This window comes from Iamia sp. SCSIO 61187, from assembly GCF_019443745.1.
Lineage (GTDB): Bacteria > Actinomycetota > Acidimicrobiia > Acidimicrobiales > Iamiaceae > Iamia.
This window is the reverse complement of the sequence record NZ_CP050948.1, coordinates 3,797,905-3,823,548: the sequence shown is the minus strand read 5'-3', so window position 1 is coordinate 3,823,548 and position 25,644 is coordinate 3,797,905. Positions and strand designations below refer to the sequence as shown.

At 74.6% G+C, this 25,644-nt stretch carries 27 protein-coding genes and 2 pseudogenes; 20 read left to right on the top strand and 9 right to left on the bottom strand.

The window, feature by feature from the left end; genetic code table 11:
- The first annotated feature begins 112 nt into the window (after positions 1-112).
- Positions 113-673, top strand: a complete 561-nt coding sequence (locus HC251_RS18255) for a dihydrofolate reductase family protein (RefSeq protein ID WP_219942038.1) — start codon at positions 113-115, stop codon at positions 671-673.
- Between the two features lie 71 nt (positions 674-744).
- On the opposite strand, the gene HC251_RS18250 is transcribed toward HC251_RS18255, so the two are convergent.
- The gene (locus HC251_RS18250; protein WP_219942037.1) at positions 745-1,551 is read right to left on the bottom strand and encodes a hypothetical protein; all 807 of its coding nucleotides are present in this window, start codon (positions 1,549-1,551) and stop codon (positions 745-747) included.
- A gap of 124 nt (positions 1,552-1,675) precedes the next feature.
- On the opposite strand from HC251_RS18250, the gene HC251_RS18245 reads away from it, so the two are divergent.
- The 4 genes and pseudogenes from HC251_RS18245 (at position 1,676) to HC251_RS26270 (ending at position 4,258) form a co-directional block, all read left to right on the top strand.
- The gene (locus HC251_RS18245) at positions 1,676-2,182 is read left to right on the top strand and encodes a LuxR C-terminal-related transcriptional regulator (protein WP_219942036.1); all 507 of its coding nucleotides are present in this window, start codon (positions 1,676-1,678) and stop codon (positions 2,180-2,182) included.
- Positions 2,183-2,230: 48 nt separating this feature from the next.
- On the top strand, positions 2,231-3,553 hold the full coding sequence (locus HC251_RS18240; protein WP_255566471.1) for an acyl-CoA dehydrogenase family protein: 1,323 nt from the start codon (positions 2,231-2,233) through the stop codon (positions 3,551-3,553).
- 22 nt (positions 3,554-3,575) lie between these two features.
- Positions 3,576-3,788, top strand: a pseudogene (locus tag HC251_RS26275) (alpha-hydroxy-acid oxidizing enzyme); the annotation flags it as partial.
- A gap of 119 nt (positions 3,789-3,907) precedes the next feature.
- The gene (locus HC251_RS26270) at positions 3,908-4,258 is read left to right on the top strand and encodes an alpha-hydroxy-acid oxidizing protein (RefSeq protein WP_219945742.1); all 351 of its coding nucleotides are present in this window, start codon (positions 3,908-3,910) and stop codon (positions 4,256-4,258) included.
- Here the strand turns inward: HC251_RS26270 and HC251_RS18225 are convergent.
- On the bottom strand, positions 4,195-4,788 hold the full coding sequence (locus tag HC251_RS18225; protein WP_219942035.1) for a helix-turn-helix domain-containing protein: 594 nt from the start codon (positions 4,786-4,788) through the stop codon (positions 4,195-4,197). The genes HC251_RS26270 and HC251_RS18225 overlap by 64 nt on opposite strands.
- Before the next feature lie 73 nt (positions 4,789-4,861).
- Between HC251_RS18225 and HC251_RS26265 the strand changes: the two are divergent.
- The 5 genes and pseudogenes from HC251_RS26265 (at position 4,862) to HC251_RS18195 (ending at position 9,316) form a co-directional block, all read left to right on the top strand.
- Positions 4,862-5,773, top strand: a pseudogene (locus tag HC251_RS26265) (GNAT family N-acetyltransferase).
- An 80-nt stretch (positions 5,774-5,853) separates the two neighbouring features.
- Positions 5,854-6,765 (top strand): haloalkane dehalogenase, encoded by a 912-nt coding sequence (locus tag HC251_RS18210; protein ID WP_219942032.1) that lies wholly within the window; start codon positions 5,854-5,856, stop codon positions 6,763-6,765.
- 79 nt (positions 6,766-6,844) lie between these two features.
- Positions 6,845-7,300 (top strand): hypothetical protein, encoded by a 456-nt coding sequence (locus HC251_RS18205; RefSeq protein ID WP_219942031.1) that lies wholly within the window; start codon positions 6,845-6,847, stop codon positions 7,298-7,300.
- Positions 7,301-7,331: 31 nt separating this feature from the next.
- Complete coding sequence (locus tag HC251_RS18200; RefSeq protein WP_219942030.1) at positions 7,332-8,618, top strand: ArgE/DapE family deacylase; 1,287 nt, start codon at positions 7,332-7,334, stop codon at positions 8,616-8,618.
- A gap of 59 nt (positions 8,619-8,677) precedes the next feature.
- The gene (locus HC251_RS18195; protein WP_219942029.1) at positions 8,678-9,316 is read left to right on the top strand and encodes a hypothetical protein; all 639 of its coding nucleotides are present in this window, start codon (positions 8,678-8,680) and stop codon (positions 9,314-9,316) included.
- 57 nt (positions 9,317-9,373) lie between these two features.
- Here HC251_RS18195 and HC251_RS18190 read toward each other — a convergent pair whose 3' ends face one another.
- The 4 genes from HC251_RS18190 to HC251_RS18175 all read right to left on the bottom strand — a co-directional run bounded on the left by HC251_RS18190 (position 9,374) and on the right by HC251_RS18175 (position 13,273).
- On the bottom strand, positions 9,374-11,050 hold the full coding sequence (locus HC251_RS18190) for a M14 family metallopeptidase (protein WP_219942028.1): 1,677 nt from the start codon (positions 11,048-11,050) through the stop codon (positions 9,374-9,376).
- A 28-nt stretch (positions 11,051-11,078) separates the two neighbouring features.
- Positions 11,079-11,786, bottom strand: a complete 708-nt coding sequence (locus tag HC251_RS18185; RefSeq protein ID WP_219942027.1) for an acyltransferase — start codon at positions 11,784-11,786, stop codon at positions 11,079-11,081.
- Between the two features lie 67 nt (positions 11,787-11,853).
- Complete coding sequence (gene rarD, locus HC251_RS18180) at positions 11,854-12,798, bottom strand: EamA family transporter RarD (protein ID WP_219942026.1); 945 nt, start codon at positions 12,796-12,798, stop codon at positions 11,854-11,856.
- A gap of 64 nt (positions 12,799-12,862) precedes the next feature.
- Positions 12,863-13,273, bottom strand: coding sequence for a PilZ domain-containing protein (locus HC251_RS18175; RefSeq protein ID WP_219942025.1), 411 nt, complete (start codon positions 13,271-13,273; stop codon positions 12,863-12,865).
- A gap of 51 nt (positions 13,274-13,324) precedes the next feature.
- Between HC251_RS18175 and HC251_RS26070 the strand changes: the two genes are divergently transcribed.
- On the top strand, positions 13,325-14,065 hold the full coding sequence (locus HC251_RS26070; RefSeq protein ID WP_219942024.1) for an MOSC domain-containing protein: 741 nt from the start codon (positions 13,325-13,327) through the stop codon (positions 14,063-14,065).
- Here the strand turns inward: HC251_RS26070 and HC251_RS18165 are convergent.
- Entirely contained in the window at positions 14,031-14,822 is a 792-nt protein-coding gene (locus tag HC251_RS18165; protein ID WP_219942023.1) for a hypothetical protein, read from the bottom strand. The genes HC251_RS26070 and HC251_RS18165 overlap by 35 nt on opposite strands.
- Before the next feature lie 454 nt (positions 14,823-15,276).
- Positions 15,277-16,029, bottom strand: coding sequence for an SDR family oxidoreductase (locus HC251_RS18160; RefSeq protein ID WP_219942022.1), 753 nt, complete (start codon positions 16,027-16,029; stop codon positions 15,277-15,279).
- A gap of 112 nt (positions 16,030-16,141) precedes the next feature.
- Here HC251_RS18160 and HC251_RS18155 point away from each other — a divergent pair, with 112 nt between their 5' ends.
- The 7 genes from HC251_RS18155 to HC251_RS18125 all read left to right on the top strand — a co-directional run bounded on the left by HC251_RS18155 (position 16,142) and on the right by HC251_RS18125 (position 22,584).
- Positions 16,142-16,903, top strand: a complete 762-nt coding sequence (locus HC251_RS18155; protein WP_219942021.1) for an enoyl-CoA hydratase family protein — start codon at positions 16,142-16,144, stop codon at positions 16,901-16,903.
- A 26-nt stretch (positions 16,904-16,929) separates the two neighbouring features.
- Positions 16,930-17,772 carry a CoA transferase subunit A gene (locus HC251_RS18150; RefSeq protein WP_219942020.1) on the top strand — a complete coding sequence of 281 codons (843 nt, stop codon included), beginning with the start codon at positions 16,930-16,932 and terminating at the stop codon, positions 17,770-17,772.
- Entirely contained in the window at positions 17,765-18,556 is a 792-nt protein-coding gene (locus tag HC251_RS18145) for a CoA-transferase subunit beta (RefSeq protein WP_219942019.1), read from the top strand. Before HC251_RS18150 ends, HC251_RS18145 begins: the two co-directional genes overlap by 8 nt.
- A gap of 103 nt (positions 18,557-18,659) precedes the next feature.
- Positions 18,660-19,169 (top strand): GNAT family N-acetyltransferase, encoded by a 510-nt coding sequence (locus HC251_RS18140; protein WP_219942018.1) that lies wholly within the window; start codon positions 18,660-18,662, stop codon positions 19,167-19,169.
- A 33-nt stretch (positions 19,170-19,202) separates the two neighbouring features.
- Complete coding sequence (locus HC251_RS18135; RefSeq protein WP_219942017.1) at positions 19,203-20,264, top strand: nitronate monooxygenase family protein; 1,062 nt, start codon at positions 19,203-19,205, stop codon at positions 20,262-20,264.
- Positions 20,265-20,344: 80 nt separating this feature from the next.
- Positions 20,345-21,514 (top strand): acyl-CoA dehydrogenase family protein, encoded by a 1,170-nt coding sequence (locus HC251_RS18130; protein WP_219942016.1) that lies wholly within the window; start codon positions 20,345-20,347, stop codon positions 21,512-21,514.
- A gap of 5 nt (positions 21,515-21,519) precedes the next feature.
- Positions 21,520-22,584 carry an acyl-CoA dehydrogenase family protein gene (locus HC251_RS18125; RefSeq protein ID WP_219942015.1) on the top strand — a complete coding sequence of 355 codons (1,065 nt, stop codon included), beginning with the start codon at positions 21,520-21,522 and terminating at the stop codon, positions 22,582-22,584.
- A gap of 127 nt (positions 22,585-22,711) precedes the next feature.
- On the opposite strand, the gene HC251_RS18120 is transcribed toward HC251_RS18125, so the two are convergent.
- Entirely contained in the window at positions 22,712-23,674 is a 963-nt protein-coding gene (locus tag HC251_RS18120; protein ID WP_219942014.1) for an endonuclease domain-containing protein, read from the bottom strand.
- Between the two features lie 404 nt (positions 23,675-24,078).
- Here HC251_RS18120 and HC251_RS18115 point away from each other — a divergent pair, with 404 nt between their 5' ends.
- Positions 24,079-25,227, top strand: a complete 1,149-nt coding sequence (locus tag HC251_RS18115) for an acetyl-CoA C-acetyltransferase (RefSeq protein ID WP_219942013.1) — start codon at positions 24,079-24,081, stop codon at positions 25,225-25,227.
- 14 nt (positions 25,228-25,241) lie between these two features.
- A complete protein-coding gene (locus HC251_RS18110; protein ID WP_219942012.1) occupies positions 25,242-25,601 on the top strand; it encodes a DUF4190 domain-containing protein in 360 nt (119 codons plus the stop codon).
- The last annotated feature ends 43 nt before the right edge of the window (positions 25,602-25,644 follow it).

Genomic DNA, 25,644 nt, shown 5'->3' with positions numbered 1-25,644 from the left:
GACCCCGGACACCGGCCGAGCATCGTCCCGGCGGGGTGTCGATCGCGCCGGCTCCGGTTCGTAGGACCATCAGAGGACGACGACCGTCCTCCCCGAGACCAAGGAGATCCCCATGCGCACCCTGATCGTGACCGCGTTCGTGTCCACCGACGGCGTGATGGAGGCGCCCGGCGGCGGCGACCACCGCAGCGCCGGGTGGACGTTCAAGGAGGTCGAGTTCGTCGAGGAGGCCTACGAGATCAAGGGCCGAGAGCAGCAGGAGGCGGGCGCCCTGCTGCTGGGCCGCCGCAGCTACGAGGAGTTCGCCCCCGTCTGGCCGACGATGGACGAGTTCACCGAGTACAATGCCATGCCCCGCTACGTCGTGTCGACCACCCTGGCCGAGGGCGATCCGCGCTGGCCGGCGACCGTGCTGCGCTCGATCGACGAGGTCGCCGCCCTCAAGCAGACCGACGGCGCCCCGATCCTCGTCCACGGGAGCGCCGTGCTCGGCGCCGCCCTGGCCGACGCCGGGCTGGTCGACCGCTACCACCTGCTCGAGTTCCCGGTCCTGCTGGGTGCGGGCCAGCGGCTGTTCAGCGAGACCGACAAGGACGCCACCAAGCTGGCGCTCGTCGAGCACGACGTCTACTCCAACGGCGTCGTGAAGAAGGTCTACGACGTCGTCCGGTGACCGTGTCCCGGTCGCGACGGTGCGACCCCGGGTGAGCCGCGCTCACCCGGGGTCGCCGTCGGGTCGGTGGGTCAGGAGCCCTGGAACGGGCCGGTGCCGAGGTCGACCACGGCGACGTCCTCGACGCCCTCGCCGTCGGTGTCGACGACCGCGGTGTCGATGACCCCGTCGCCGTCGGTGTCGGTGGCCACGGTGTCGATGTAGCCGTCGGCGTCGAGGTCGGCCTCGGCCGTGTCGAACACGCCGTCGGCGTCGGTGTCGACCACGGTGGTCTCGATGTAGCCGTCGCCGTCGGTGTCGGTGGAGACGGTCTCGAACACGCCGTCGTAGTCGGCGTCGTCGACGACCGTGTCGACCACGCCGTCGCCGTCGGTGTCGACGTCGGCGATGTCGACCACGCCGTCGAGGTCGGTGTCGTAGCCGACGGTGTCGATGAAGCCGTCGCCGTCGGTGTCGGACGAGACGGTGTCGACGATGCCGTCGTAGTCGGCGTCGTCGACGATCGTGTCGACGAACCCGTCGCCGTCGGTGTCGACCTCGGCGATGTCGACGACCCCGTCGGCGTCGGTGTCGTAGCCGACGGTGTCGATGTAGCCGTCGCCGTCGGTGTCGGCCTCGACGGTGTCGAAGAAGCCGTCGCCGTCGGTGTCGGTCACCGTGGCGTCGAGGTTGGCGTCGTCGAATCCGGACTCGCTCATGGCACTGCCTTCCTTCTGCCGGCGGTCCGGCTCCGTGGGTGTGGCCGTGAGAGCGGACCCGGCCCCCGAAGGTTCCCTGCCGGGTGGCGGGGTGGCGTCCCCTGCGCCGTCCCCGCTCCCCCGATCGGGGGATGCATCTGTGGGCTCGCCGTGGGAAGCGTCGCCTGTGCCGGTCGCCACACGGCCGGTTCGGACGTACCACCCGACACACACGCCGGAGGTTGCCCGGCACCGAACCAGTGGAGGAGCGATGTCGACCGCCGCGCCGCAGGTCCGATCACGAGCGGCTCCCCGACCCCACCCCATGACCGCACACCCCCCGCAGGACGCCGACAAGGACACCGATCGCCGGTCCTCCGTGCCCGACGCGCGAGACATCCTCGGGCAGGCCAAGGGCATCCTCATGGAGCGGCACGCCATCGACGACACCAAGGCCCTCGACGTGCTCGAGCACCTCTCCCGGGCGCGCGACATCCCGGTGTGCGAGGCCGCCGCCCTGCTGGTGCGGAGCCGCCGCCAGCTCCCGAGCGCCCTCGGTCGCCGGCCGAGCGACCCGGCCGGCGACGACGGACCCGGATGGCCGGGGAAGGAGGCCGGTCTGACCGAGCGGGAGAGCCAGGTCCTGGTGCTGGCCTCCGAGGGCCTGACCAACGCCGAGATCGGCGCCGCCCTGTTCCTCGGGCGGGAGACGGTCAAGACTCACCTCAGCCGGGCCTACGCCAAGCTCGGCGTGCGCAACCGGGCCGGCGCCGTCGCCTTCCTGCTGCGGCCCTCCGACGACGCCGCCGAGGTCGAGCCGCCGCACCAGTGACCGAGCGGTAGGGTCCCGAGACCCCGCCCGGCTCCGAAGGGACCCGCCATGCCCGCCCCCGGGATGCACTCCGGTCTGCCGACCGACGACGCCATGAACCTGGCCATGTCCGAGCACGCCGTGCCGCTGTTCGAGGCCGTGAAGGCCTTCATCGCCACCGAGGTCGATCCCATCACCGAGGAGTTCTTCCGGCTCGGGGAGGGCCGGGCCGAGCACTGGGGCTACGGCGAGGGCCAGCTCGAGCTGCTCGACTCGGTGAAGGCCAAGGCCAAGGCCAACGGGCTGTGGAACTTCTTCCTCCCCGACGCCGAGACGGGCGAGGGCCTCTCGAACCTCGACTACGCCTACATCGCCAACGAGCTGGGCAAGAACCCGCTCGCCTCGGAGTGCCTGAACTGCTCGGCCCCCGACACCGGGAACATGGAGGTGCTCGAGCGGGTCGGCACCCCCGAGCAGAAGGAGCGGTGGCTGAAGCCCCTGCTCGCCGGGGACATCCGCTCCGCCTTCGCCATGACCGAGCCCGACGTGGCCAGCTCCGACGCCAAGAACATCGCCTGCTCGGCCGTGCTCGACGGCGACGAGTGGCTCATCAACGGCGAGAAGTACTACATCTCCGGCGCCGGCGACCCCCGCTGCAAGATCATGATCGTGATGGTGGAGACGAACCCGGACGGGCCGCCCCACCGCCGGCAGTCGCAGATCCTGGTCCCCATGGACACCCCCGGGGTCGAGATCCTCGGCGCCATGCACGTCTTCGGCGAGGACGACGCCCCCCACGGGCACATGCACCTGCGGTTCTCCGACGTCCGCGTGCCGGCCGAGAACATGCTGCTGGGCGAGGGCCGCGGCTTCGAGATCTCCCAGGTGCGCCTGGGGCCGGGTCGCATCCACCACTGCATGCGCTCCATCGGTGCCGCCGAGCGGGCCCTCGAGCTGATGGTCCGCCGGGGCCTGAACCGCGAGGCCTTCGGCAAGCCCCTGGCCCGGCTGGGCAAGAACGTCGAGGTCATCGCCAAGGCCCGCATCGAGATCGAGGCCATGCGGCTGATGGTGCTCCGGGCCGCCAAGGCCATGGACACCCTCGGCAACGCCGAGGCCCGGGTGTGGGTCAGCGCGGTGAAGGCCATGGTGCCGGTCCGGGTGTGCGAGATCATCGACGAGGCCATCCAGATCCACGGGGCCACCGGCGTGTCCCAGTGGACGCCGCTGGCCCGCATGTACGCCGCCCAGCGCACGCTGCGCCTGGCCGACGGGCCCGACGAGGTCCACTGGCACGTCGTCGGTCGGGCCGAGCTGGCCCGCTACGCCGAGGACAGCGCCCCCGCCGTCGGCAAGCACGCCGGCATGGGCTTCCAGTTCTCCGGTCCCTGATCGGGCGCGGCGGGGAGGCCCCGTGAGCCCCCAGCCCTCGCTGCGCCGGGTGCCGGCTGCGCTGCGGTCGGTCGTGCGGTTCGCCCGGCCCGAGACCGACCCGGTCGAGCGACGCCTCCGACGGGCCGCCTCGGTGGCGGACCTGCGCGCCATCGCCCGGCGCCGCCTGCCCGGCGGGGTCTACGACTCCATCGACGGCGGGGCCGAGGACGAGCGCACCCTCGCCGCCAACGCCGCCGCCTTCGCCCGCACGACCTTCCGGCCCCGGGTGCTGCGGGCGGTCGGCTCGGTCCGCTTCGCCAACGCGGCCGGTCGTGACGTCGACGACGGCGCCTCGCCGGTGAACCTGTCGGACTGCATCGGCACCCAGTTCGACCCGGGCTCTCCTGGGCCGACGTCGACTGGCTCCGCTCGGTCTGGGACGGGCCCCTCGTCATCAAGGGCGTCCAGACCGTCGCCGACGCGGTGCTGGCGGCCGACGCCAGCCGGCGGCGGCGAAGGGCTGCCAGGACGTTCTGTCGCGCTGACCGCTCATCCGCGAGCGCTGGCCGCGACAGAACCGATCCGGTCGCCGGCCGACGCTGTTCTGTCGCGCTGGCCGCCCATCGAGGAGCGCTGACCGCGACAGGACGGATCGGGCGTCAGGCCTGGTCGCGACGACGGGGGCTGGCGCGGACGTGCATCCGCTCGCCCTGGGGGCCGTAGAGGCAGATCAGCTCGGCCGGCTCGTCGCCGGCGTTGCCGAAGGCGTGGGGCACCCGGGTGTCGAACTCGGCCGCCTCACCCGGCGTCAGGACCAGGTCGTGGTCGCCGAGGACCAGGCGCACCCGGCCGGAGAGGACGTACACCCAGTCGTAGCCCTCGTGGACCTTGAGCTCGACGGGCCCGGCGCCGTACCCGACGGGCATCGTCTGCTTGAACGCCTGCGGGCCCCCGGCCTGCTGGCTGAGCGGCACCCACGTCGAGCCGTGGCGGTCGAAGGGGCGGGCCTCGACCCGGGGGTCGCCCACCGGCGGGGCCCCGACCAGGTCGTCGAGGGGCACCTGGTAGGTCTGCGAGAGCGGCAGCAGGAGCTCGAGGGTGGGCCGGCGCTGGCCCGACTCCAGGCGCGACAGGGTGCTCACCGAGATGCCGGTCGTCTCGGCCACCTGGGCGAGGGTGGCGCCCGCCTCCTGGCGCAGGGCCCGCAGGCGCGGCCCCACGGCGAGCAGCACGTCCTGGAGGCCGTCGGTCACCCCGGCAGTCTGCCGTGCCGCTCGCCGGGAGCGATGTCTGACCGAGGTCAGGCATCGGGCTAGGGTCGCCGGCATGGACGCCACCGCCATCGAGCAGGTCCGGCGGTTCCACCGCACCGTCACCCAGCGGGTGGGGGCCCTCGACGACCGCTACCTCGCCCGCGACCGGCCCCTCGGCCAGGCGCGCCTCCTGTGGGAGGTGGGCGAGGCCGGGTGCGACGTCCGGGAGCTGCGCGCCCGCCTCGGCCTGGACTCCGGCTACGTCAGCCGGCTGCTGCGCGCCCTGGAGGCCGACGGCCTGGTCGCCGTCGGCCCCGGCGAGCCCGACCGGCGGGTGCGGCGGGCCACCCTCACCGCGCGCGGCCGGGCCGAGCGGGCGGTGCTCGACCGACGGAGCGACGACCTGGCCCGCTCGCTGGTCGAGCCGCTCAGCCCCGCCCAGCGGGAGCGTCTGGTCGCCGCCATGGCCGAGGTCGAGCGGCTGGTCACGATGGCCCTCGTCGAGGTGGTCGCGGTCGACCCGGAGTCGCCCGAGGCCCAGGTCTGCCTCGACCGCTACGCCGCCGAGCTGGCCGTCCGGTTCCCCACCGGGTTCGACCCGGGTCGCAGCTGACCCACCGCCCCCGAGGGGATGCGCCCGCCGGCGGGGACGTTCCTGCTGGCCCGGGTGCGCGCCGAGCCCGTGGGCTGCGCCGCCCTCCGGTTCCGCCCCGGACCCGGGGCCGAGGTGAAGCGCATGTGGGTGGCGCCCTCGGCGCGGGGCATGGGTGTGGCCCGGCGGTTGCTCGAGGCCCTGGAGCGCGAGGCCCGGGCCGTCGGGGCCCCGGTGTTGCGCCTCGACACCAACCGCGCGCTCGTCGAGGCCATCGCCCTCTACCGGTCGTCGGGCTTCGTCGAGGTCGCGCCCTTCAACGACGAGCCCTACGCCCACCACTGGTTCGAGAAGCGCCTCGACGACCCCTCCGCGCCGATCGTGACAGACTGAGCGACAGAAGTCTCGGACGAGATGCAGAGCACCTACCAGCGCACCGATGCCGTGGGCATCGCCGCCATGATCGGATCCTGATGGACACATCCCGCACCCCCGATGCCGCCTTCGCCGACCTGCCCGACTTCCCGTTCGCACCCCACTACGTGGAGGTCGACGACGGCGACGGCGGGACGCTGCGCGTGCACCACCTCGACGAGGGCCCGGCCGACGCCGCGCCCGTCCTCCTGATGCACGGCGAGCCCTCGTGGTCGTTCCTGTACCGCCACGTGATCCCGCCGCTGGTCGCCGCCGGGCACCGGGTGATCGCCCCCGACCTCGTCGGGTTCGGGCGGAGCGACAAGCCCACCTCCGTCGACGACTACACCTACGCCCGCCACGTGGAGTGGATGCGCCAGGCCCTGTTCGACCGGCTCGACCTGCGCGCCATCACCTTCTTCGGCCAGGACTGGGGCGGGCTCGTCGGCCTGCGACTGGTGGCGGCCGAGCCGGACCGCTTCGCCCGGGTCGCCATCGGCAACACCGGTCTGCCGACCGGCCACGGCGCACCGAGCGAGGCCTTCCTCGCCTGGCAGCGGTTCTCCCAGGAGACCGAGACGTTCCCCGTCGGCCAGATCATCAACGGCGGCTGCACGACCGACCTCGCCCCCGAGGTGATCGCCGCCTACGACGCCCCGTTCCCCGACGAGGCGGCCAAGGCCGGGGCCCGGATCTTCCCCGCCCTCGTCCCCACCAGCCCCGACGACCCCGCCGCCCCGGACAACCAGGCGGCGTGGGCGGTGCTGGAGAGGTTCGAGAAGCCGTTCCTCCTCGCATTCAGCGACGCCGACCCCATCACGGGCGGCGGCGACGCCGTCTTCCGGGAGCGGGTCCCGGGGGCCGCCGACCAAGACCACGTCACCATCGAGGGCGGGGGCCACTTCCTCCAGGAGGACCGGGGGGCCGAGCTCGGCCGGGTCCTGGTCGACTTCATCGCCCGCACCGGCTGACCGCGCCCCGCGAGGCTCTCACCAGGGGTTCCGTCGCCCTCGGGCTTCGCTGTCACACCCCACCGCCATCATCCGGTGCATGGCCCTCATCGCCGCCAACCGGCTCACCGTCACCATCCCCACCGCCCCGGACGACCCGCCGTCGGAGGCCACCGCGCGCGAGCGCATCACCCGGTGGCTCGAGGGCGAGTACGGGTACCCGCCTCCGGTCGAGAGCCTCGAGGGCCACGGCTGGTCGGCCCGGTGGGAGGTCGGCGGCCGCATCACGCCGGGCTGGCGCTACGACGCCGTCATCCCCCGGCACCTCGGCCCCTCGCGCGACGACGTGGCCAAGGCTCGCCACCCCGCCGCCGGCGCTCGCCGCCCGGCCGGGTCGGCCCGGCCGGCGCGCCCGTCGGGCCGCGGCTCGACGACGCGACCCCGGTCCCGGCCCGCGACCGCCCGCCCCGCGTCAGGGACGCCCGTGCCGGAGCTGGCCGATGCCCTCGGTCGCATCGACAGCCTGTTCTCGTCCGGCGACGACCTCGGGGGATGACCGATCGTGGGCCCGGGTAGCGTCGCCGGTCGTGGCCATCGACTGGCGTTCCCGCGTCCTCGACGAGGTCGGCGCCCAGCGCCCGGCCATGGTGACGGCGCTGGCGGACCTCATCCGCACGCCGAGCCAGACCGGCACGGCGGCCGAGCACGAGGCCCAGGCCGCCATGGCCTCGGCGCTGGCGGCCGACGGGCTCGAGGTCGACCACTGGGAGCTGCCCCTCGCCGAGCTGCGGTCCGACCCCGACTTCCCCGGCACCGAGGCACCGCGCACCGAGGGGTGGGGCGTCGTCGGCCGGCTGCCCGGATCGGGCTCCGGCTCCGACGGTGGGCGGACGCTCTTGCTCGACGGGCACATCGACGTCGTCCCGCCCGGCGACCCGGCCACGTGGACCCACCCCGACCCCTACAGCGGCGAGCTCACCGCCACCGAGGTCCGGGGGCGCGGCGCCTGCGACATGAAGGGTGGGCTGCTGGCGGCGCGCTGGGCCGTCCGGGCGCTGGCCGCCACCGGGGTGCCCCTGGCCGGCGACGTGCTCCTGGCCAGCGTCGAGGGCGAGGAGGATGGTGGGTTGGGCACCTTCGGGCTGCTGCGGCGGGGCTGGACCGCCGACGTCTGCGTCGTCCCCGAGCCGACCGCGCTCGACCTGGTGCCGGCCTGCGCCGGCGCCCTCACCTTCCGGCTCCGCATCCGGGGTCGCGCCGCCCACGCCTCGCGGCGGACCGAGGGCGTGAGCGCCATCGAGAAGCTGGTGCCGGTGCTCGCCGCCCTCGCCGCCCTGGAGACCGAGCGCAACGTCGGGGCCGACCCCCTCCTCGACCGGTGGGGCATCGCCTACCCCCTGTCGCTGGGGGTGGTGCGGGCGGGCGACTGGGCCTCGACGGTGCCGGACCTGCTCGAGGCCGAGGGCCGCCTCGGCGTCGCCCTGGACGAGGACCCGGCCGTGGCCCAGGCCGCCCTCGAGGCGGCGGTGGCCGAGGCCTGCGCCGCCGACCCGTGGCTGCGCCAGCACCCCGTCGAGGTCGAGTGGTGGGGCGGCCAGTTCGCCTCCGGTCGCCTCCCGTCCGAGAGCGACCTGGGCGAGCGGGTGGCGGCCCACCACCACGAGGTCACCGGGGCCCCGGCGGCGACGTGGGCCGGTCCCTTCGGGAGCGACCTCCGGCTGCTCACCGGTCTGGGCGGCATACCCACCGTCCACTACGGCCCGGGCGACGTCGACCTGGCCCACGCCCCCGACGAGGCCGTCCCCCTGGCCGAGGTCGAGGTCACGGCACGGGTCCTGGCGCTGCTCGCCCTGGAGGTGTGCGGCCCGCGCTGAGGGCGGGGTCCGGCGGTGCGGACAGCCGGGCCCGCTGTCGGCCGCGACAGACTCCCGTCATGTCCTCGGTCGCCCTCGAGGTGGTGGGCTGGGTCGGTTCGGCCATCCTCATCACCTCCCTCCTGCAGTCGCGCCTGCTCCGGCTGCGCCAGCTGAACCTCGTGGCCAGCCTCCTGCTGGTCACCTACAACCTGCTCATCGGCGTGTGGCCGATGGTCGCCATGAACGTCGCCATCGTGGCCATCAACGTGTGGCACCTGACCCGCCTCCTGCGCAGCCGGCACGACCCCGACAGCTACGCCGTGGTCGAGGTCGTCCCCACCGACGGCTACCTGGCCCACGTCCTCGCCCACCACGGGGCCGACATCGCCCGCTTCAACCCGGGGTTCTCCTGGGACGGGAGTCGGCCCGGGGCGCTGGCCTTCCTGGTCCTGCGCGACGACGAGACCGTGGGCGTCGTGCTGGCCCACGACGCCGGCGACGGCGTGGCCGAGATCGCCCTCGACTACGTCTCGCCCCGGTTCCGGGACTTCACCCCGGGGGAGTTCGTGTACCGCCGCAGCGGGCTGTTCACCGACCGCGGCTTCCGGTCCGTCGTCGCCCCCCGGGCCATGCGCAAGGCCGACGCCTACCTGTCCGACGTCGGGTTCCAGCGCCGCGGCGACGACCGCATCCTCGACCTCGCCCGCCCGGGCTGACGGCCGCGCCCGGCCGAGTCGCCCCGCCGTGGGCCTCCGACCGCGGGCGCGGCGGTGTCAGGCCTCCAGCACGACGGTGGCCTCGGCCCGGCCGGCACGGGGGTGCCAGGCGGCGAGGTGCACCTCGGTGCCGGGGTCGGCCTCGACCAGCCACGTCACCAGCGCCCGGTCGGGCGTGCCGTCGTGGCCGCCGGTGAAGCGCAGCGCGGCCCGGCCGTCGAGCTGGCCGAGCGTCTGGCGGGCGGGCCCGCCGATGACGGTGACCCCGTCGCCGGTGGCCTCGGCCAGCAGCGGCCGCACCATGTCGGCCTTGCGGGCCCGGGCGCTCACCTCGGTGGGGAGCCAGCCGGTGTTCGCCACCCCCAGCTCGACCCGCCAGCTCCGCCCGCCGAGGGCGACGGCCCGGGCCCGGCGGACGGCCAGGCACGGCGACGCCAGGGCGTGGGCGACGGCGAAGGCGGCGTGCGGTGCGACCTCGGCCTTCAGCCGGTCGGCCGGGGGGTTGACCCAGACGCCCACGTCGGCCCACCCGCCCAGCTCGACCGGGCCGAGGTCGGGGTGGTCGAACGGGTACCAGTCGACGTGGCCCTCGGGGGCGTGCTCGTCGCACCAGCGGAGGACGGCCAGGGCGTCGTCGTCGGTCGGCCCGAGGTACCAGATCTTGGTCGGGGACCGGTGGTCGGTGGCGGCGGCGATGACATCCCAGAGCTCGGTCGTCCAGCCGAACACGCCGAGGTGCTCGTAGGCCCAGTCGTCGGCCGCGCCGCTCATGGTGTCGCTGCGGTCCCAGGTGAAGTCCTCGTACACGGAGTGCACCGGGTACCCGGTGAGCTCGGTGCCCCGGCGCCCGAGCTCGGTGTAGGCCCACACGTCGTCGGGTGGGAGCTCGGCGTCGGCGGTCGTCGACGACGGGCGCAGCAGCACCCCGCCGCTGGTGTGGAAGGCGTTGTAGCCGCAGACGTTGGGCCGGGCCGCGATGGCGCGGACGAGGGCGTGGATCTCGGGCTCCGACAGCGGGTGGTCACCGCTGCCGGTGACCTTGGTGGCCCACCCGGCGGGGAAGTTGCGGTTGAGGTCGAGGCCCTCGGGCGGCCGGGGGGTGGGGACGGTGAAGCCGTCGTGGTCGACCACCCGGGACTCGGTGAGCAGCCGGTACCGGGGGGCGTCGTCGGCAGGGGCGTCGAGCGGGACCGGCACCAGGAGGCGCTCGTCGTCGGGGTGGGGGCGCCAGGCCCCGTCGGGGTCGGGGATCCGCATCTGGAGGATCCGTCCGTCGCCGTCGACGTCCTCCACGTGGGCGCCGGGGAACTCGTGGGCGTCGGCCCACGGCCAGGCCCGGGTGCTCGACCGGCGGTGGCGGGGCCGGTCGGCCAGGACCCACTCGGCGCCGTCGGGGTTGACCCGGGGCACGACGTAGAACGTCCGGGTCCGCAGGGCCTCGACGACGGCGGCCTCGCCGGAGGCGTGCCCCTCGACGAGGTGCTGCAGCAGGTGGCAGGCGGCCACCGTGCCGGAGAGCTCGATGGCGTGGATGCTGGCGTCGACCCAGTGGGCCGGCTTGGTGTCGTGGCTGCCGGTGCTGGTGTCGGTGGCGGTGACGAGCCACAGGTCGCGGCCCTCGTGGCTGGTGCCGTAGGACTCGAGGGCGAGCAGGTCCGGGTGGGCGGCGACGAGGTCCCGGAGCCAGGCGGTCAGCTCGTCGTACCGGAGGAAGCGGTCGAAGTCGTAGGCCACCCGCCGACCCTAGAGCCGCTCCGGGGGGCTACCGCCCGGTGAGCTTGCTCCGGCTGAAGGCGTACTCGCCCCGGGGCCGGAGCTCCGGGTGGGCGTCGGGGCGGGTGCGATCGTCGTCGCGGGTGCGGGTCCGGATGACCTTGGCGGGCACGCCGCCGACGACGGAGTAGTCGGGCACCTCGCCCCGCACGACGGACCCGGCGGCGACGATGACGTGCCGGCCGATCTGGGACCCGGGGAGGATCACGGCGCCGTGGCCGATCCACGACCCCGAACCGATGCGGACGGGCTGGTGGGGTCCGAGCTGCTGGCCGATCGGGATGTCGAGGTCGTCGAAGCCGTGGTTGGCATCGGTGATGAACACGTCCTGGCCGAACCACACGTCGTCGTCGATCTCGATCGACTCGTGGGCGACGATCCCGCACCTCAGCCCGATCACGCAGCGGTCGCCGATGACGAGGGCTCGGGGCGGCACGGTCGTCTGCTCCGGCGTGTACCCGGCGGCCAGCGTCGCCCAGCACCCGATGAGGGTCTCCTCGCCGATGTGCATCTGCTTCTCGCCGTAGAGCGTGGCGGTGGGGAAGCCCACGATGCTGCCGTCGCCGAAGGTGCCGAAGCGGTCGGCCGCCATCGTCCCGGGGGCGATGCCGCCCGCCTTGCGCACCCGCCGCCAGCCCTGCTGGATGGCCTCGTTCACCAACCGGCGGCGCAGCACCTGGAAGCGGGTCTCGCTCACCGCGGGGAGGCTACGACGGGCGCGCACCCCACCCGCGATCGGGTGAGGGGCCCACCCCGAGGTCGTCTCAGACGGCCTCGGCCACCGGCACCAGCTCGTCGCGCCGGCGCGAGGTCCGCACCGCATCGACGCCGAGCAGCGCCAGCGCCACCCACACCAGGACGAACCCGGCCAGCCGCTCGGGTGGGAGGTCCTCGTCGAGGACGAGCACGCCGCACAGGAGCTGGAACGTCGGCGTGAGGTACTGGAGGAGCCCGAGGAGGGTGAGGGGGATCCGACGGGCAGCGGTGCCGAAGAGGACCAGGGGGACGGCGGTCACGACGCCGAGCCCCACGAGGAGGAGGTCGCGGCCGAGCGAGCCGTGCAGGAAGGCCGCGTCGCCGCGCACCTGCACCACGACCAGGCCCACGAGGGCGAAGGGCAGCAGGATCGCGGTCTCGACCGCCAGGGAGGTGGTGGCGGGCAGGACGACGGCCTTCTTGAGGAAGCCGTAGCCGGCGAAGGAGAACGCCAGCACCAGGGCGACCCACGGGACCCGGCCGTAGGCGACCGTCAGCACCGCGACCGCCGCGGCCGCGAACCCGAGGGCGACCACCTGGAGTCGGGTCAGGCCCTCCCGCAGCACGAGGACGCCCAGGGCCACGGTGATGAGCGGGTTGATGTAGTAGCCGAGGGCCGCCTCCACGACGTGCTCCTCGCTCACGGCCCACACGTACACGAGCCAGTTCACCGTGATCAGCGCGGCCGCCGCGGCCAGGCGGGTGCGCATGGGAGTCGCCGTGCGGAGCACCTGCCACCACCGGGTCTCCCGGCGCAGGCCGAGCAGCCCGGCGACGACGACGAACGACCACGCCACCCGGTGCATCAGGACCTCGGCCGGGAGGACCTCCCGGATCTGGTGGAACACGAGGGGGAAGACGCCCCAGAGCGTGTAGGCGCCCACCCCGGCGAGGATCCCCGTGCGCCGGTCGGCCGCCGACGGCGCGTCGCCGTGGTCGGGTCCGGTGCTCACGGCGTGACGCTACCGACGGCGCAGCTCGGCGCCGCCATGAGATGACCGACCGCCGGGGATCGACTCAGTCGGAGGAGGCCTCCGGGGCCAAGATGCCGGCGCCGCGGGCCTTGCGCAGGGCGATCTCCTCGTGGACCAGCTGGGTCAGCTCCGACAGGGGGTCGAGGAACTCGAGGCCGTACTGGCTGAAGCCCTCCTGCCGGCTCGGCAGGATGCGCCGCACGACCACGGGCCCCGATCGGCCGCGGATCGAGACCATCGTCCAGTCGCCGACGGCGATGTCGTCGCTGGCGCGAGCCATGATCCGGCAGCCGCTCACCGACAGGTCGAGGAGCCCGGCCCGCTCGGCGCCGGCGCCGGCGTCGGCCCGGTCCTGGTCCACGGGCGCCACGAGCCCGTCGTCGAGCCGCCAGCGCACGGCGATCGGCCCGAGCACGTGGCGGGTGCCCAACCGCCGGTCCTTCTCGCTGTCCATCCGGTCCCATCGGACGCCGGGGCCGTCCCGTTGAGGCATCCTGGGTCGGTGATGACGGGCACCCCGACCGGCCTGGTGGTCGACCAGCTGTGGCGCTACCCGGTGAAGTCCATGGGGGGTGAGCAGCTGGCCGAGGCCCACGTCGGGCCGCTCGGGATCGACGGTGACCGCACCTGGGGCATCTGCGACACCAGCACCGGCCGGGTCCTGACCGGTCGCCGGGAGCCGGCCCTCCTGCTCGCCGCCGCCCGTCACCTGGGTCCGGGACAGGTCGAGATCACCCTGCCCGACGGGTCCACGCCGTCGTCCGACGCCGACCTGTCGGACTGGTTGGGCCGCCCGGTCGCGCTGGTGGCGTCGACCGATGCCCGGGTCACCTTCGAGGTCCCCGACCCCGACGAGCGGGACTGGGCCGCCTACGACGCCGCCGACGGGGCGTGGCACGACTCACCCCGCGCCCGGGTGTCGCTCGTCTCGCACGCCACGGTGGGCGGGTGGGACCCGCGCCGGTTCCGCAGCAACGTCCTGCTGCGGGGGTCCGGCGAGGAGGACCACGTCGGCGGGACGATCGGCCTCGGCTCCACCACGCTCTCGGTCACCAAGCCCCTCAGCCGCTGCGTGATGGTCAACCGCCCGCTGCCGGGGGTGGAGGCCGATCGGTCGATCCTCCGCACGATCATCGGCGACTGCGGCGGCACCCTCGCCGTCGGGGCCACCATCGACCAGCCCGGCGTCGTGGCCGTGGGCGACGAGGTCCTCAGCCGGGCGGCAGGAGCCCCAGCCGGCGGGTGACCAGCGGCAGGGTCCGGAGGTCCTGGGGGTCGTCCCAGTCCTCGGCCAGGGTGACGGCGAGGGCGTCCTCGATGCGGCGCCGGGCCTCGTCGAGCGCGATCGGCGTCACCACCAGCTCCGGGTCGTCGGCGGCGTCGGCGGCGATGACCTCCAGCGGCGGCCCGACGAAGAGGTCGCGGCCCAGGCCGTCGAGGGCGTCGTCGACCAGCAGGCCGAAGGAGTGGGCCCCGCCGGCGGCCTCCAGCCCGACGACGACGCTGGTCTGGGCCTCGTCGGGGTGGCCGATGGTGACGGCCCCCGACGGGACCTCGCGTCCGATGCCGAGGTCGGCGTCGGCCCCGTCGCCGACCCGCGCCAGCCAGGCGTCGCGGGCGCGGCGGAGCGGGGTGGCGTCGCGGTGCTCCACCGCCAGGGCCAGCGCAGCGAGGGCCGGAGGCGCCTCGGGCCGGGCCGAGGCGGCGAGGCGGTCACCGAGGTCGACGTAGAACGCGCGGGGCATGGCCTCGTCGGCGAACGACGAGGCCGCCAGCTCGGCCGCCCACAGCTCGAACGAGACGCCGCGGGCCGGGTGGTCCGGGGGTGCGGACGTGATGGCCGTGTCGAGCAGGGCGGTGACCATGTGGTCGACGGTGGGGTCGAGCAGGCCCGACACCTGCGGCCGGTGGCGGCGTCCCTGCGAGGGCGTGACCCGGCCGCTGCGGGCCGGGCGGCTGGGCCCGCCGGGGCCTCGACGGTGACGGTCGCCCGGGCTGCTCACCGGGTGAAGCGTAGGGGCCCGGCACCCCCTCCCGACGGGCGACACCGGCCAGGAGGTCCGGGCTGGCCGTCGCAGGTCCGCCGTCGTCGCAGGTGCGCGCCGACCCCTTGCGGCGCGAACGTGTGTTCGGTACGGTCCCCTCCGTCGCCGACGCTCTCGCACCCGGCCCCCGGGCCGGTCGAGCGGGACCGGCGGCGCCACCGACCTCGCCCGCGCGACGCCTCGTCGAGCGCGGACCGAGCGCGGGCCCCCGTGCCGTCCCGCCCCTCCGTGGCCGGGGCGCTGCGGGCGCGTCGGTCCTGGCCAGGCGGCAGAACCGGTTCTGTTTCGTCCATCTGACGGGGGCGAGTGGGGGCCCGCCTCGCGCAGGGATGGGCGAGGGGCTCGGGTGACGCTCCGGCGAGCCCGGGCCACAGCCAGCGGCGCCCACCACACTGGGCGCCGCTGTCGCGCCTCAGTGGCCCAGGACGCGGTGGAGGGCGATGGCCTCGCCCCCGCCGTGGACGGCCAGGTTGGCGCCGGTGACGTAGGAGGCGAGGGGGGAGGCGAGGAAGACGACGGCGTCACCGACCTCGGCCGGCGTGGCCGCCCGCCCCATGGGCACGGTGGCCTCGGCCGCCGCCGCCCCCTCGGGGCCGCCGTAGTACTCGTCGAACAGCTCGGTGCGGACCATCCCGGCCGACACGGCGTTGACCCGCATCGCCGGCGCCCACTCCATGGCCAGCGTCTGGGTGAGGTTCACCAGGCCGGCCTTGGCCGCCCCGTAGGCCGCCGTCCCCGGCGAGGGGCGCAGCCCCGACAGGGAGGCGACGTTCACGATCGACCCCCCGGCCTCGGCCAGCGCGGCCCGGGCGGCGTGGGCCAGGTGCAGCGCCGACAGCAGGTTCAGCTCGATGATGCGGGTGCTGAACCGGGGCGAGGCGTCGGCGGCGGCCACCGAGGGCGATCCGCCGGCGTTGTTCACCAGCAGGTCGAGGCGGCCGTGCCGCTCGAGCACCGAGGCGACCAGCGGGGCGGCGGCATCGGCGTCGCGCACGTCGGCGGCGTGGAAGGTCACCCCGCCGGGGAGGCCGTCCGGCACGCTCCGGCCGGCGACGGCGACCGTCGCCCCCGCGGCGCGCAGGCGATCGGTGATCCCGCGGCCCACCCCGCGCCCGCCGCCGGTCACGAGGGCCACCTGGTCGGACAGGTCGATGGTCAGGGCCACGGGGGTGCCTCCAGGGCGGCGACGGACGACGTTCGCCTCGGGAGCGGACGGTCACTAGGTTGCCGCTGCGGATCTGACGACCCGTCAGAACGACACTCGAGAAGGTAGCCGGATGCCCACCACCCACACGGTCGACGACCACGGCATCGCCGAGGTGGTCATGGACAACCCGCCGGTCAACGCCCTGACCGTGGCCGGCTGGTTCGACCTGGCCGACCGCCTGGCCGCCCTCGGGCGCGACCCCGAGGTGCGGGTCGTGGTCCTCCGGGCCGAGGGCCGCGGCTTCAACGCCGGCGTCGACATCAAGGAGATGCAGGCCACGGAGGGCTTCGACGCCCTCATCGGCGCCAACAAGGGGTGCTACGCCGCCTTCGGGGCGGTCTACGAGTGCGAGGTCCCGGTGATCGCCGCCGTCAACGGGTACTGCCTGGGCGGGGGCATCGGCCTGATCGGCAACGCCGACGTCATCGTCGCCGCCGAGGACGCCACCTTCGGCCTGCCCGAGGTGGACCGCGGGGCGCTGGGCGCCGCCACCCACCTCTCCCGCCTCGTCCCCCAGCACCGGGCCCGGGCGATGGTGTACACCGCGGCCACGATCACCGCCGCCGAGCTGGCCTCGTACGGGTCGGTGCACGCCGTGGTCCCGCCGGCCGAGCTGCGGGCCGCGGCGATGGGGGTCGCCGAGCAGATCGCGGCCAAGTCCCCGACGGTCGTGCGGGCGGCCAAGGCGTCGCTCAACGGCATCGACCTGTGGGACGTCCACCGCTCCTACCGCTTCGAGCAGGGCTTCACCTTCGAGCTCAACCTGGCCGGGGTGGCCGACGAGCACCGGGACGCCTTCGTGGCCAAGCGGGACACGGACGTGAGCAAGTGATCACCGCCCCGCCCACGGCCAAGCGAATGACGCCCGACGAGGTCGCCGGCCGGCTGCGGTCGGGCATGACCGTCGGCATCGGTGGCTGGGGCAGCCGCCGCAAGCCCATGGCGCTGATCAAGGCCATCCTGCGCAGCGACGTCACCGACCTCCACGTGGTCACCTACGGAGGGCCCGAGGTCGGGATCCTCGCCGCCGCCGGGCGCATGAGCCGGCTGACCTTCCCGTTCGTGTCGCCCGACGTGCCCAACCCGATGACCGGCGGCAGCGTCCCCGGCCTCGACCCGCACTTCCGGGCCGCCCGCCAGGCCGGGCTGCTGACCTGCACCGAGCTGGACGAGGGGATGCTGCTCCTCGGGCTCCAGGCCGCGGCGTGGCGGGTGCCGTTCCTGCCCACCCGGGTCGGCCTCGGCTCCGACGTCCTCCGCCTCGACCCCGGCCTGCGCACCGTCCGCTCGCCCTACCCCGGTCCCGACGGCGGCGAGGGCGAGGAGCTGGTGGCCCAGCCCGCCATCGCCCTCGACGCCGCCCTGGTCCACGTCAACGTGGGCGACGAGCGGGGCAACGCCGCCTTCACCGGGCCCGACCTCTACTTCGACGACCTGTTCCTCGAGGCCGCGGCCGAGGGCTTCGTCAGCGTCGAGCGGGTCGTGGCGACCGAGGACCTCGTCGCCGAGGCCGGTGACGTCACCCGGCTGCGCATCAGCCGCCTGTTCACCACCGGCGTGGTCGAGGCCCCGGGCGGCAGCGACTTCACCGACTGCGTCCCCGACCGCGACCGCGACGACGAGGCGCAGTCCCGCTGGTTCGCCACCGCCAAGGACCCCGACGCCCGCGCCGCCTTCCTCGAGGAGTGGGCCCGTGCCTGAGGGAACGTCCGACACCGCCACCGACGTCCGGCGGGCTGACGTCTGCGCCGTCGCCGTCGCCGACTGCTTCCGCGGCGACGGCGAGAGCCTGGCCAACCCGATCGGGGTGATCCCCATGATCGGGGGACGGCTCGCCCGGGCCAGCTTCGAGCCCGATCTGATGATGACCGACGGCGAGGCGACCCTGATCGCCAACCACGCCGCGTCGGTGCCGGCCGCCGAGCGGGTCGTGGAGACGTTCAACCCCTATCGGCGCATGTTCGACGTGGTCTGGAGCGGGCGACGCCACGTGATGATGGGCGCCACCCAGGTCGACCGTTACGGCAACCAGAACATCGCCGCCCTCGGGCCCGATCCCCAGCGACCGGCGGTCCAGCTGCTCGGCGTCCGGGGCGCGCCGGGCAACACGATCAACGACACCACCAGCTACTGGGTCGGCCGCCACGGCCCGAAGGTGTTCGTCGAGGCCGTCGACGTCGTGTGCGGGATCGGCTACGACCGGGCCGCCGAGCTGGGCCCCGAGGCGGCCCGGTGGCACGAGATCCGCCGGGTCGTGTCGAACCTGGGCGTGTTCGACTTCGAGACCGACGACCACCGCATGCGGATCCGGTCGCTGCACCCCGGGGTCACCGTCGCCGAGGTCCAGGAGGCAACGGGCTTCGAGCTCGCCGTCCCCGACGACGTGCCGACCAGCCGGCTCCCCACCCCCGACGAGCTCGAGCTGCTCGGCACGGTGATCGACCCCGACGGCACCCGCTACCGCGAGGTCCCGGACCCGGCCTGACCCGCCCCCGTGGCCTCGAGCTGGGCGGCGGACGGGGGACCGACGTCCCAGATCTCCCACCGAGTTCCCCTCAGGGGTGGCGCGGCGCCGCCGATGGCGACGGGTGGGCTTCTCCACGCGCAAGCGCGACCGCTCGACGCCGGGCGTGCCCCCGCCGGTCACGGTGCGGCGGCTCGGACCCGGTGACGACGCCGTCCTCAGCCACCTCGCCGTCGCCAACGCCACCTTCGGCACGGTCGACGAGCGGGAGCCGCTCCAGCCCCTGACCGAGGCCGAGACGGTCGCCTTCCTGGCCGACGACCGCACCGCCACCTTCGTGGCCTTCGCCGGCGACGAGCCGGTGGGCTTCTGCTACGCGAACGAGCTCTACCGCCGGCACACCGCCCTGCGCCACCTGTGCATCTACGAGGTCGGCGTGGCCGAGCGGTTCCGCAACCAGGGGATCGGGGCCGCCCTCCTCGAGGCCGTGGGCGACCACGCCCGCAGCCGGGGCATCACCCGGGGGTTCGTCATCACCAACGCCTCGGACACCTCGGCGGCGAGCCTCTACGCCTCCGCCGGCGGCATCCGCACCGCCGACGACGACGTCATCTTCGCCTTCTCGTGGCGCTGATCTGACGGACCGTCAGGTCTAGGGTCCGGGACGATGACCGACGTCCTCGCCACCCGCGCCTGCACCCTCCTGGGCTGCCGCCTCCCGATCGTCCAGACCGGCATGGGCTGGGTGTCGGGCGCCAACCTCACCGCCGCCACCAGCGCCGCCGGGGGGTTCGGCATCCTGGCCGCCGTCACCATGGACCTGGCCCAGCTGACCCGGGCCATCGGGGCCGTGAAGGCGTCGACCGACGCCCCCTTCGGCGTCAACCTGCGGCCCGACCAGCCCGACCTCGACGCCCGCGTCCGGCTCATCGCCGACGAGGGCGTCCGGCTGGCCTCCTTCGCCGGCGCGCCGAGCAAGGACACCATCGACCGTCTGCACGACGCCGGGATCCTCGTGATGCCCACCGTCGGCGCCCGCCGCCACGCCGAGAAGATGCTCGGGTGGGGCGTCGACGCCGTGATCGCCCAGGGCGGGGAGGGCGGGGGCCACACCGGTCCCGTGCCCACGACCCTGCTGCTGCCCGAGGTGGTCGACGCCGTCGGGGCCGAGATCCCGGTGCTGGCCGCCGGTGGCTTCCACGACGGGCGGGGCCTGGTCGTGGCCCTGGCCTACGGGGCCGACGGCGTGGCCATGGGCACCCGCTTCCTGCTCAGCGCCGAGAGCCGGGTGCCCGACGAGGTCAAGCAGCGCTACCTCGCCGCCCGGGTCACCGACACCGTCGTCACCGAGGCGCTCGACGGCGCCCCCCAGCGGGTGATCCGCACCGACCTGGTCGACCGCCTCATCCGGTCGAGCGCGGTGACGCGCCTGCCCCGCGCCGTGCGCAACGCCCTCGCCTTCCGGCGGGTGACGGGCACGTCGGTGAGGGACCTGGCCACCGAGGGCCTGGCCATGCGCAAGAGCCAGGACCTCACCCTCGCCCAGCTGGCCATGGCGGCCAACGCCCCCATGCTGATCAAGGCCGCGCTGGTCGACGGCGACCCCGACGTCGGCGTCTTGCCCACGGGCCAGGTCACCGGGCTCATCGACAGCACGCCGCCGGTCGCCGAGATCCTCGACCAGATCGAGGCCGACGCCCGCGCCACCCTCGCCCGCCTCCACGGCTGAGCGCACGGAGTCCCTCCGAGGTGCTCCGTGCCCGGACCCCGACTTCGGAGACCTGACGGGTCGTCAGATACGGTCGGCCCGTGGACCTGACGTGGTCGGACGACGAAGAGGCGTTCCGGGCCGAGGCCCGCGCCTGGCTGCAGGAGAACCTGGCCGCCTGGCGCGACCGCCACGACGGCCGGATCCTCTCCGGGGACACCGCCGAGGGGTTCGCCCAGCACCTCGATTGGGAGCGGACCCTGTTCGACGGCGGCTGGGCCGTGGTGTCGTGGCCCGAGGCCCACGGCGGCCGGGCCGCCAGCCGCTGGGAGTGGCTGATCTTCGAGGAGGAGTACTACCGCGCCGGCGCCCCGCCCCGGATCACCCAGAACGGGATCTTCCTCCTCGCCCCGACCGTGTTCGAGTACGGGACCGCAGCCCAGCAGGACCACATCCTCCGGCGCATGGCCCGGGGCGACGACCTGTGGTGCCAGGGCTGGAGCGAGCCCGACGCCGGCAGCGACCTGGCCTCGCTCAGCTCCCGGGCCCGCCGCGACGACGAGCGCGGCGGGTGGGTCCTCGACGGCCAGAAGACGTGGACGACCCGCGGCGCCTTCTGCACCCACCTCTTCGGCCTCTTCCGCACCGACCCCGACAGCGAGCGGCATCGGGGCCTCACCTACCTCCTCGTGCCGCTCGACCTCGACGGGATCACGGTCCGGGGGTTCGGCCGCCTCGACGGTGACGAGGGCTTCGCCGAGGTCTTCCTCGACGGCGCCTTCCTCCCCGACGACGCCCTGCCCGGCGGCCCCGTGCTGGGCGAGGTCGGAGCCGGGTGGTCGGTCGCCATGGCCACCACCTCGTCGGAGCGGGGCCTCACGCTGCGCTCGCCGGGGCGCTTCACCGCCACCGCCGACCGTCTGGCCGACCTCTACCGCGAGCGCGGGGGCCGGGACCCGGCGCTGCGGGACCGGGTCGTGCAGGCCTGGATGCACGCCGAGGCCTACCGGCTCCAGACCCTGCAGACCGTCACGGCCGACGCCGACGGCCACCCGGCCGGGGCCCGTTCCAGCCTGGTGAAGCTGTGGTGGTCCGAGCTCGACGTGGCCCTCCACGAGACGGCGCTCGACATCCTCGGCCCCGACGCCGAGCTCGACGGCCCGTGGACCAAGGGCTGGCAGTTCGCCCTGTCGGGCCCGATCTACGCCGGCACCAACGAGATCCAACGCAACATCGCGGCCGAGCGCGTCCTCGGCCTGCCCCGGAAGTAGGCCTCGTGCGCTTCGCCTTCACCGACGACCAGCACGACCTGCGCGACGCCGTGCGGGACCTCCTGGCCAAGGAGTGCCCGCCGGAGGTGGTCCGCGCCGCCTGGCCCGAGGGCACCGACGCCCACGGCGCCCGCAAGGGTGAGGGCGCCCGCGCCGATCCGTCCCGCGTCGAGCGGGTGTGGGCCGCGCTGGCCGAGATGGGCGTGCTCGGCGTGGCCGTGCCCGAGGAGCACGGGGGCCTGGGCCTGTCCGAGCTCGACTGGGTGCTCCTCGCCGAGGAGACGGGCTACGTGGCCCTGCCCCACCCCTTCGTCGAGACCGCGGCGGTGGCCGGACCGCTGCTCGCCACCGCCGGCGACCCCGACGGGGTGCTGGCCTCCGTGCTCGACGGCAGCCGCCGCGCCGCCGTGCTCCCGCTCGGCACCCGGTTGGTGCCGTGGGGCGATGCCGTCACGCTGCTCCTGACCCTGGACGTCGATCCGGCGACGGGGGAGTGGGTGGCGCGCCGGGTGGCGGACGGCGTCGCCCGCGGCGACCACCGGGCCCTGGCCGACGTCGTCGACGCCGGCCGACGGACCGTCCAGCTCGAGGCGTGGCGGGCCGGCGATCGCCTCGGCGCCGGCGGCGACGCCGCCCTGGCCTTCGACCGGGGGGCGCTGGGCACCGCCGCCCAGCTCGTCGGCCTGGCCCGCCGGATGATCGACCTCACCGTCGGCTACGTCGGCGAGCGCCGCCAGTTCGGCGTGCCCATCGGGTCGTTCCAGGCCGTCAAGCACCACCTCGCCGACGCCGCCCTGCAGCTCGAGTTCGCGGCACCGGCCGTGCACCGGGCGGCGTGGTCGCTGGCCACCGGCGCGGCGACGACCCACCGGGACGTCTCCATGGCCAAGGCCATGGCCTCCGACGCCGCCCGGCGGGCCGGCCGCACCGCCCTCCAGTGCCACGGGGCGATCGGCTACACCACCGAGTACGACCTCCACCTCTTCCTGAAGCGGGCCGAGGTCCTGGCCCGGACCTGGGGCGACCCCGCCTGGCACCGCACCCGCGTCGCCGACGCCCTCGCGTTGTAGCCCTGCGATCGGGACCGTTCTGTTCGCGCCAGGCGTCATCGCTGTCGCCTGGCGCGGTCAGAACGGATGGCGGGCGATCGGGTGCGGTTCTGTTCGCGTGAGGCGTCACGGCTGTCGCCTGGCGGTGTCAGAACGGGGTGGGGCGGAGGCTGAGGGGCGCGGCGGCGAGGGCGTCGCGGACGTGGGCGATGGCCCCGACCGGGTCGGTGCGCAGGACCAGCGCGGTGAGCTGGAGGACGGTGTAGCCCTGCATCTGGAGCTCCCCGGCCCGGAGCATGTCGTCGGCCTGCTTCTCCATCGTCCGGTGGAACGCCCACCCGAGCACCTCGAGGACCACCCGCTCCCGCACGAACAGGAAGTCGACCCGGGCCGGCTTCCCCGAGGTGCGAGGGATCCTCTGCTGGAGCACCGGGCGGGGCAGGCCCGCCTCGTCGAGCAGCTCGAGGGTCCGGCGTTCCAGCCAGCTGTCCGTCGGCCCGACCTGCTCTCGGGTGTCGAGCGCTTCCTCGAGCGCCGTGACCCCGTCGCGACCCCGGCACCGGCGCTCGTCGAGCATCCAGCGGAGCCAGGCGATCGACGCTCGCCCGGTCTCGATCACCGAGGCGACCACGTCGACCAGCTCGGCCGGCGACACCTCGTCGGGCACCAAGGCGGCCGCGCCCAGGACGCTCCGGGCCAGGTTCATGGACCGGATGCGGTCGATCACCACGATGTCGCACTCCGGCATCGAGGTCGTGGAGTGGATCTCCAGACGTGGGTCGTCGGCCGCTGCTCGGCGCATCGACCGGCCCTTCGGCACCGTCACGTCGAGCCGCTCCGGCTCCTCGGTGGCACCGGCCAGCCACAGCCCGGCGCGGTGCGAGGCCGCGGCCCCCTTGTCGAACGTGGCGGCCATCAGGATCGAGCGCCCGGTCACAGGGGCGGACGCCAGCCGGTAGGTGCGAGCACCGGCGGGCAGCAGGAGGCCGTCGTGGGCCTGGCGCTGGACGGTGCGGACCGACATCCCGACGACCTCGAGCTGGCGGCGGCTGACGATGCCGTGCTGGCGGCGCGCCAGGTCGGCGATGATGCGGCCCAGGACGGGGTCCATGGACGTGACCTCCTCGGTGTGGGTGCCGCCTGGGCGGCACGAGGCGGGACAGGGGCACGGGCGGCCCGATCCGGCGCAGGAGGCCGTGGAGGACTGGCAGGTACCCCGCCGCGCCTGCGGCCACACCTGCGGGCCGACCCTCCCCGGCACAGCTCCCGCCCGGGCGCGCCGGCCCGGGTCCGTTCTGTTCGCGCCAGGCGTCATCGGTGTCGCCTGGCGCGGTCAGAACGGATGGCGGGCGATCGGAAGCCGTTCTGTTCGCGTGAGGCGTCGTCGTTGTCGCCTGGCGGTGTCAGAAGGGGCGGTGTCGGAACGGAGGGCGGCGGGATCGGGGCGGGCGGCGGTCGATGGGGGTGGCGGGCGGGGCTCGGTCGATCTGACGGGGTGTCAGGTATCGTCGGGGCATGCCCGAGGCCTTCATCGTCGACGCCGTCCGGACCCCGGTGGGGAAGCGGGGTGGCGGCCTCAGCCAGCTCCACCCCGCCGACCTCGGAGCGCACTCGATCCGGGCCCTGCTCGACCGCACCGGGATCGATCCGGGCGCCGTGGACGACGTGGTGTTCGGCAACGTCGACTCGGTGGGGGGCCAAGCCGGCGACATCGCCCGCACCTGCTGGCTGGTGGCCGGTGGCCCCGAGCACGTGCCCGGCACGACGGTCGACCGCCAGTGCGGGTCCGCCCAGCAGGCCGTCCACTTCGCCGCCCAGGCCGTCATGGCCGGGGTGCAGGACCTCGTCGTGGCCGGCGGGGTGCAGCAGATGTCCCAGATCCCGATCAGCTCGGCCATGACCCTGGCGACCGACCTGGGGTTCCCGGACCCGTTCACCACCTCGCCCGGGTGGGTCGAGCGCTACGGCGACGGTGAGGTCAGCCAGTTCCGGGGGGCGGAGATGATCGCCGAGAAGTGGGACATCTCCCGCGACGAGATGGAGGCCTTCGCCGTCGAGTCCCACACCCGGGCCCTGCGGGCGCGGGACGAGGGCCGCTTCGAGGCCGAGATCGCCCCCGTCGGCGACGTGACCGCCGACGAGGGCCCCCGCGAGCCGAACTGGGACAAGATCCGCAGCCTGCCCACCCTCGTCGAGGGCGGGCGCGTCACCGCGGCCGTCGCCAGCCAGATCAGCGACGCCTCGGCCGCCCTGCTGATCGCCAGCGAGCGGGCCGTCGCCGACCACGGCCTCACCCCCCGGGCCCGGATCCACCACATGAGCGTGCGGGGCGACGACCCCATCTTCATGCTCACCGCGCCCATCCCCGCCACCCGGCACGCCCTGGAGAGGACCGGTCTGACGATGGGCGACATCGACGCCGTGGAGATCAACGAGGCCTTCGCCTCGGTGGTGCTGGCCTGGGAGCGCGAGCTCGAGCCCGACATGGAGAAGGTGAACCCCAACGGCGGCGCCATCGCCCTCGGGCACCCGCTCGGGGCGACCGGGGCGCGCCTCATGACCTCCCTGCTCCACCACCTCGAGACGACCGGCGGCCGCTACGGCCTGCAGACGATGTGCGAGGGCGGCGGGCAGGCCAACGTCACCATCATCGAGCGCCTCTGACCTACGCTCCGGCGATGTCATACCCCCCGGGCGGATACGGCGGACCAGGCGGCTACCCCAACCAGGGCTACCCGCCGCCGGGCTACGGCGGCTACGGCGGGCAGGTCGAGCACCCCCAGGGCACGACGGTGCTGATCCTCGGCATCTGCGGCCTGGTCCTGTGCCAGATCCTCGCCCCGTTCGCCTGGTCCATGGGCAACAAGGCCCTGGAGGAGATCGACCGGGACCCGCTGCGCTACTCGAACCGCAGCAACGTCAACACGGGGCGGATCCTGGGCATCGTCGGCAGCGTGCTCCTGGGCATCTACGTGCTGCTGTTCGGCGCCTACCTGGTGATCCTCGTCGCGGTGCTCGGGACCAGCAGCAGCACCTGAGCCCTGACCCAGCCGAGTGGCCCAGCGGGGCGCGGCTGGCGAC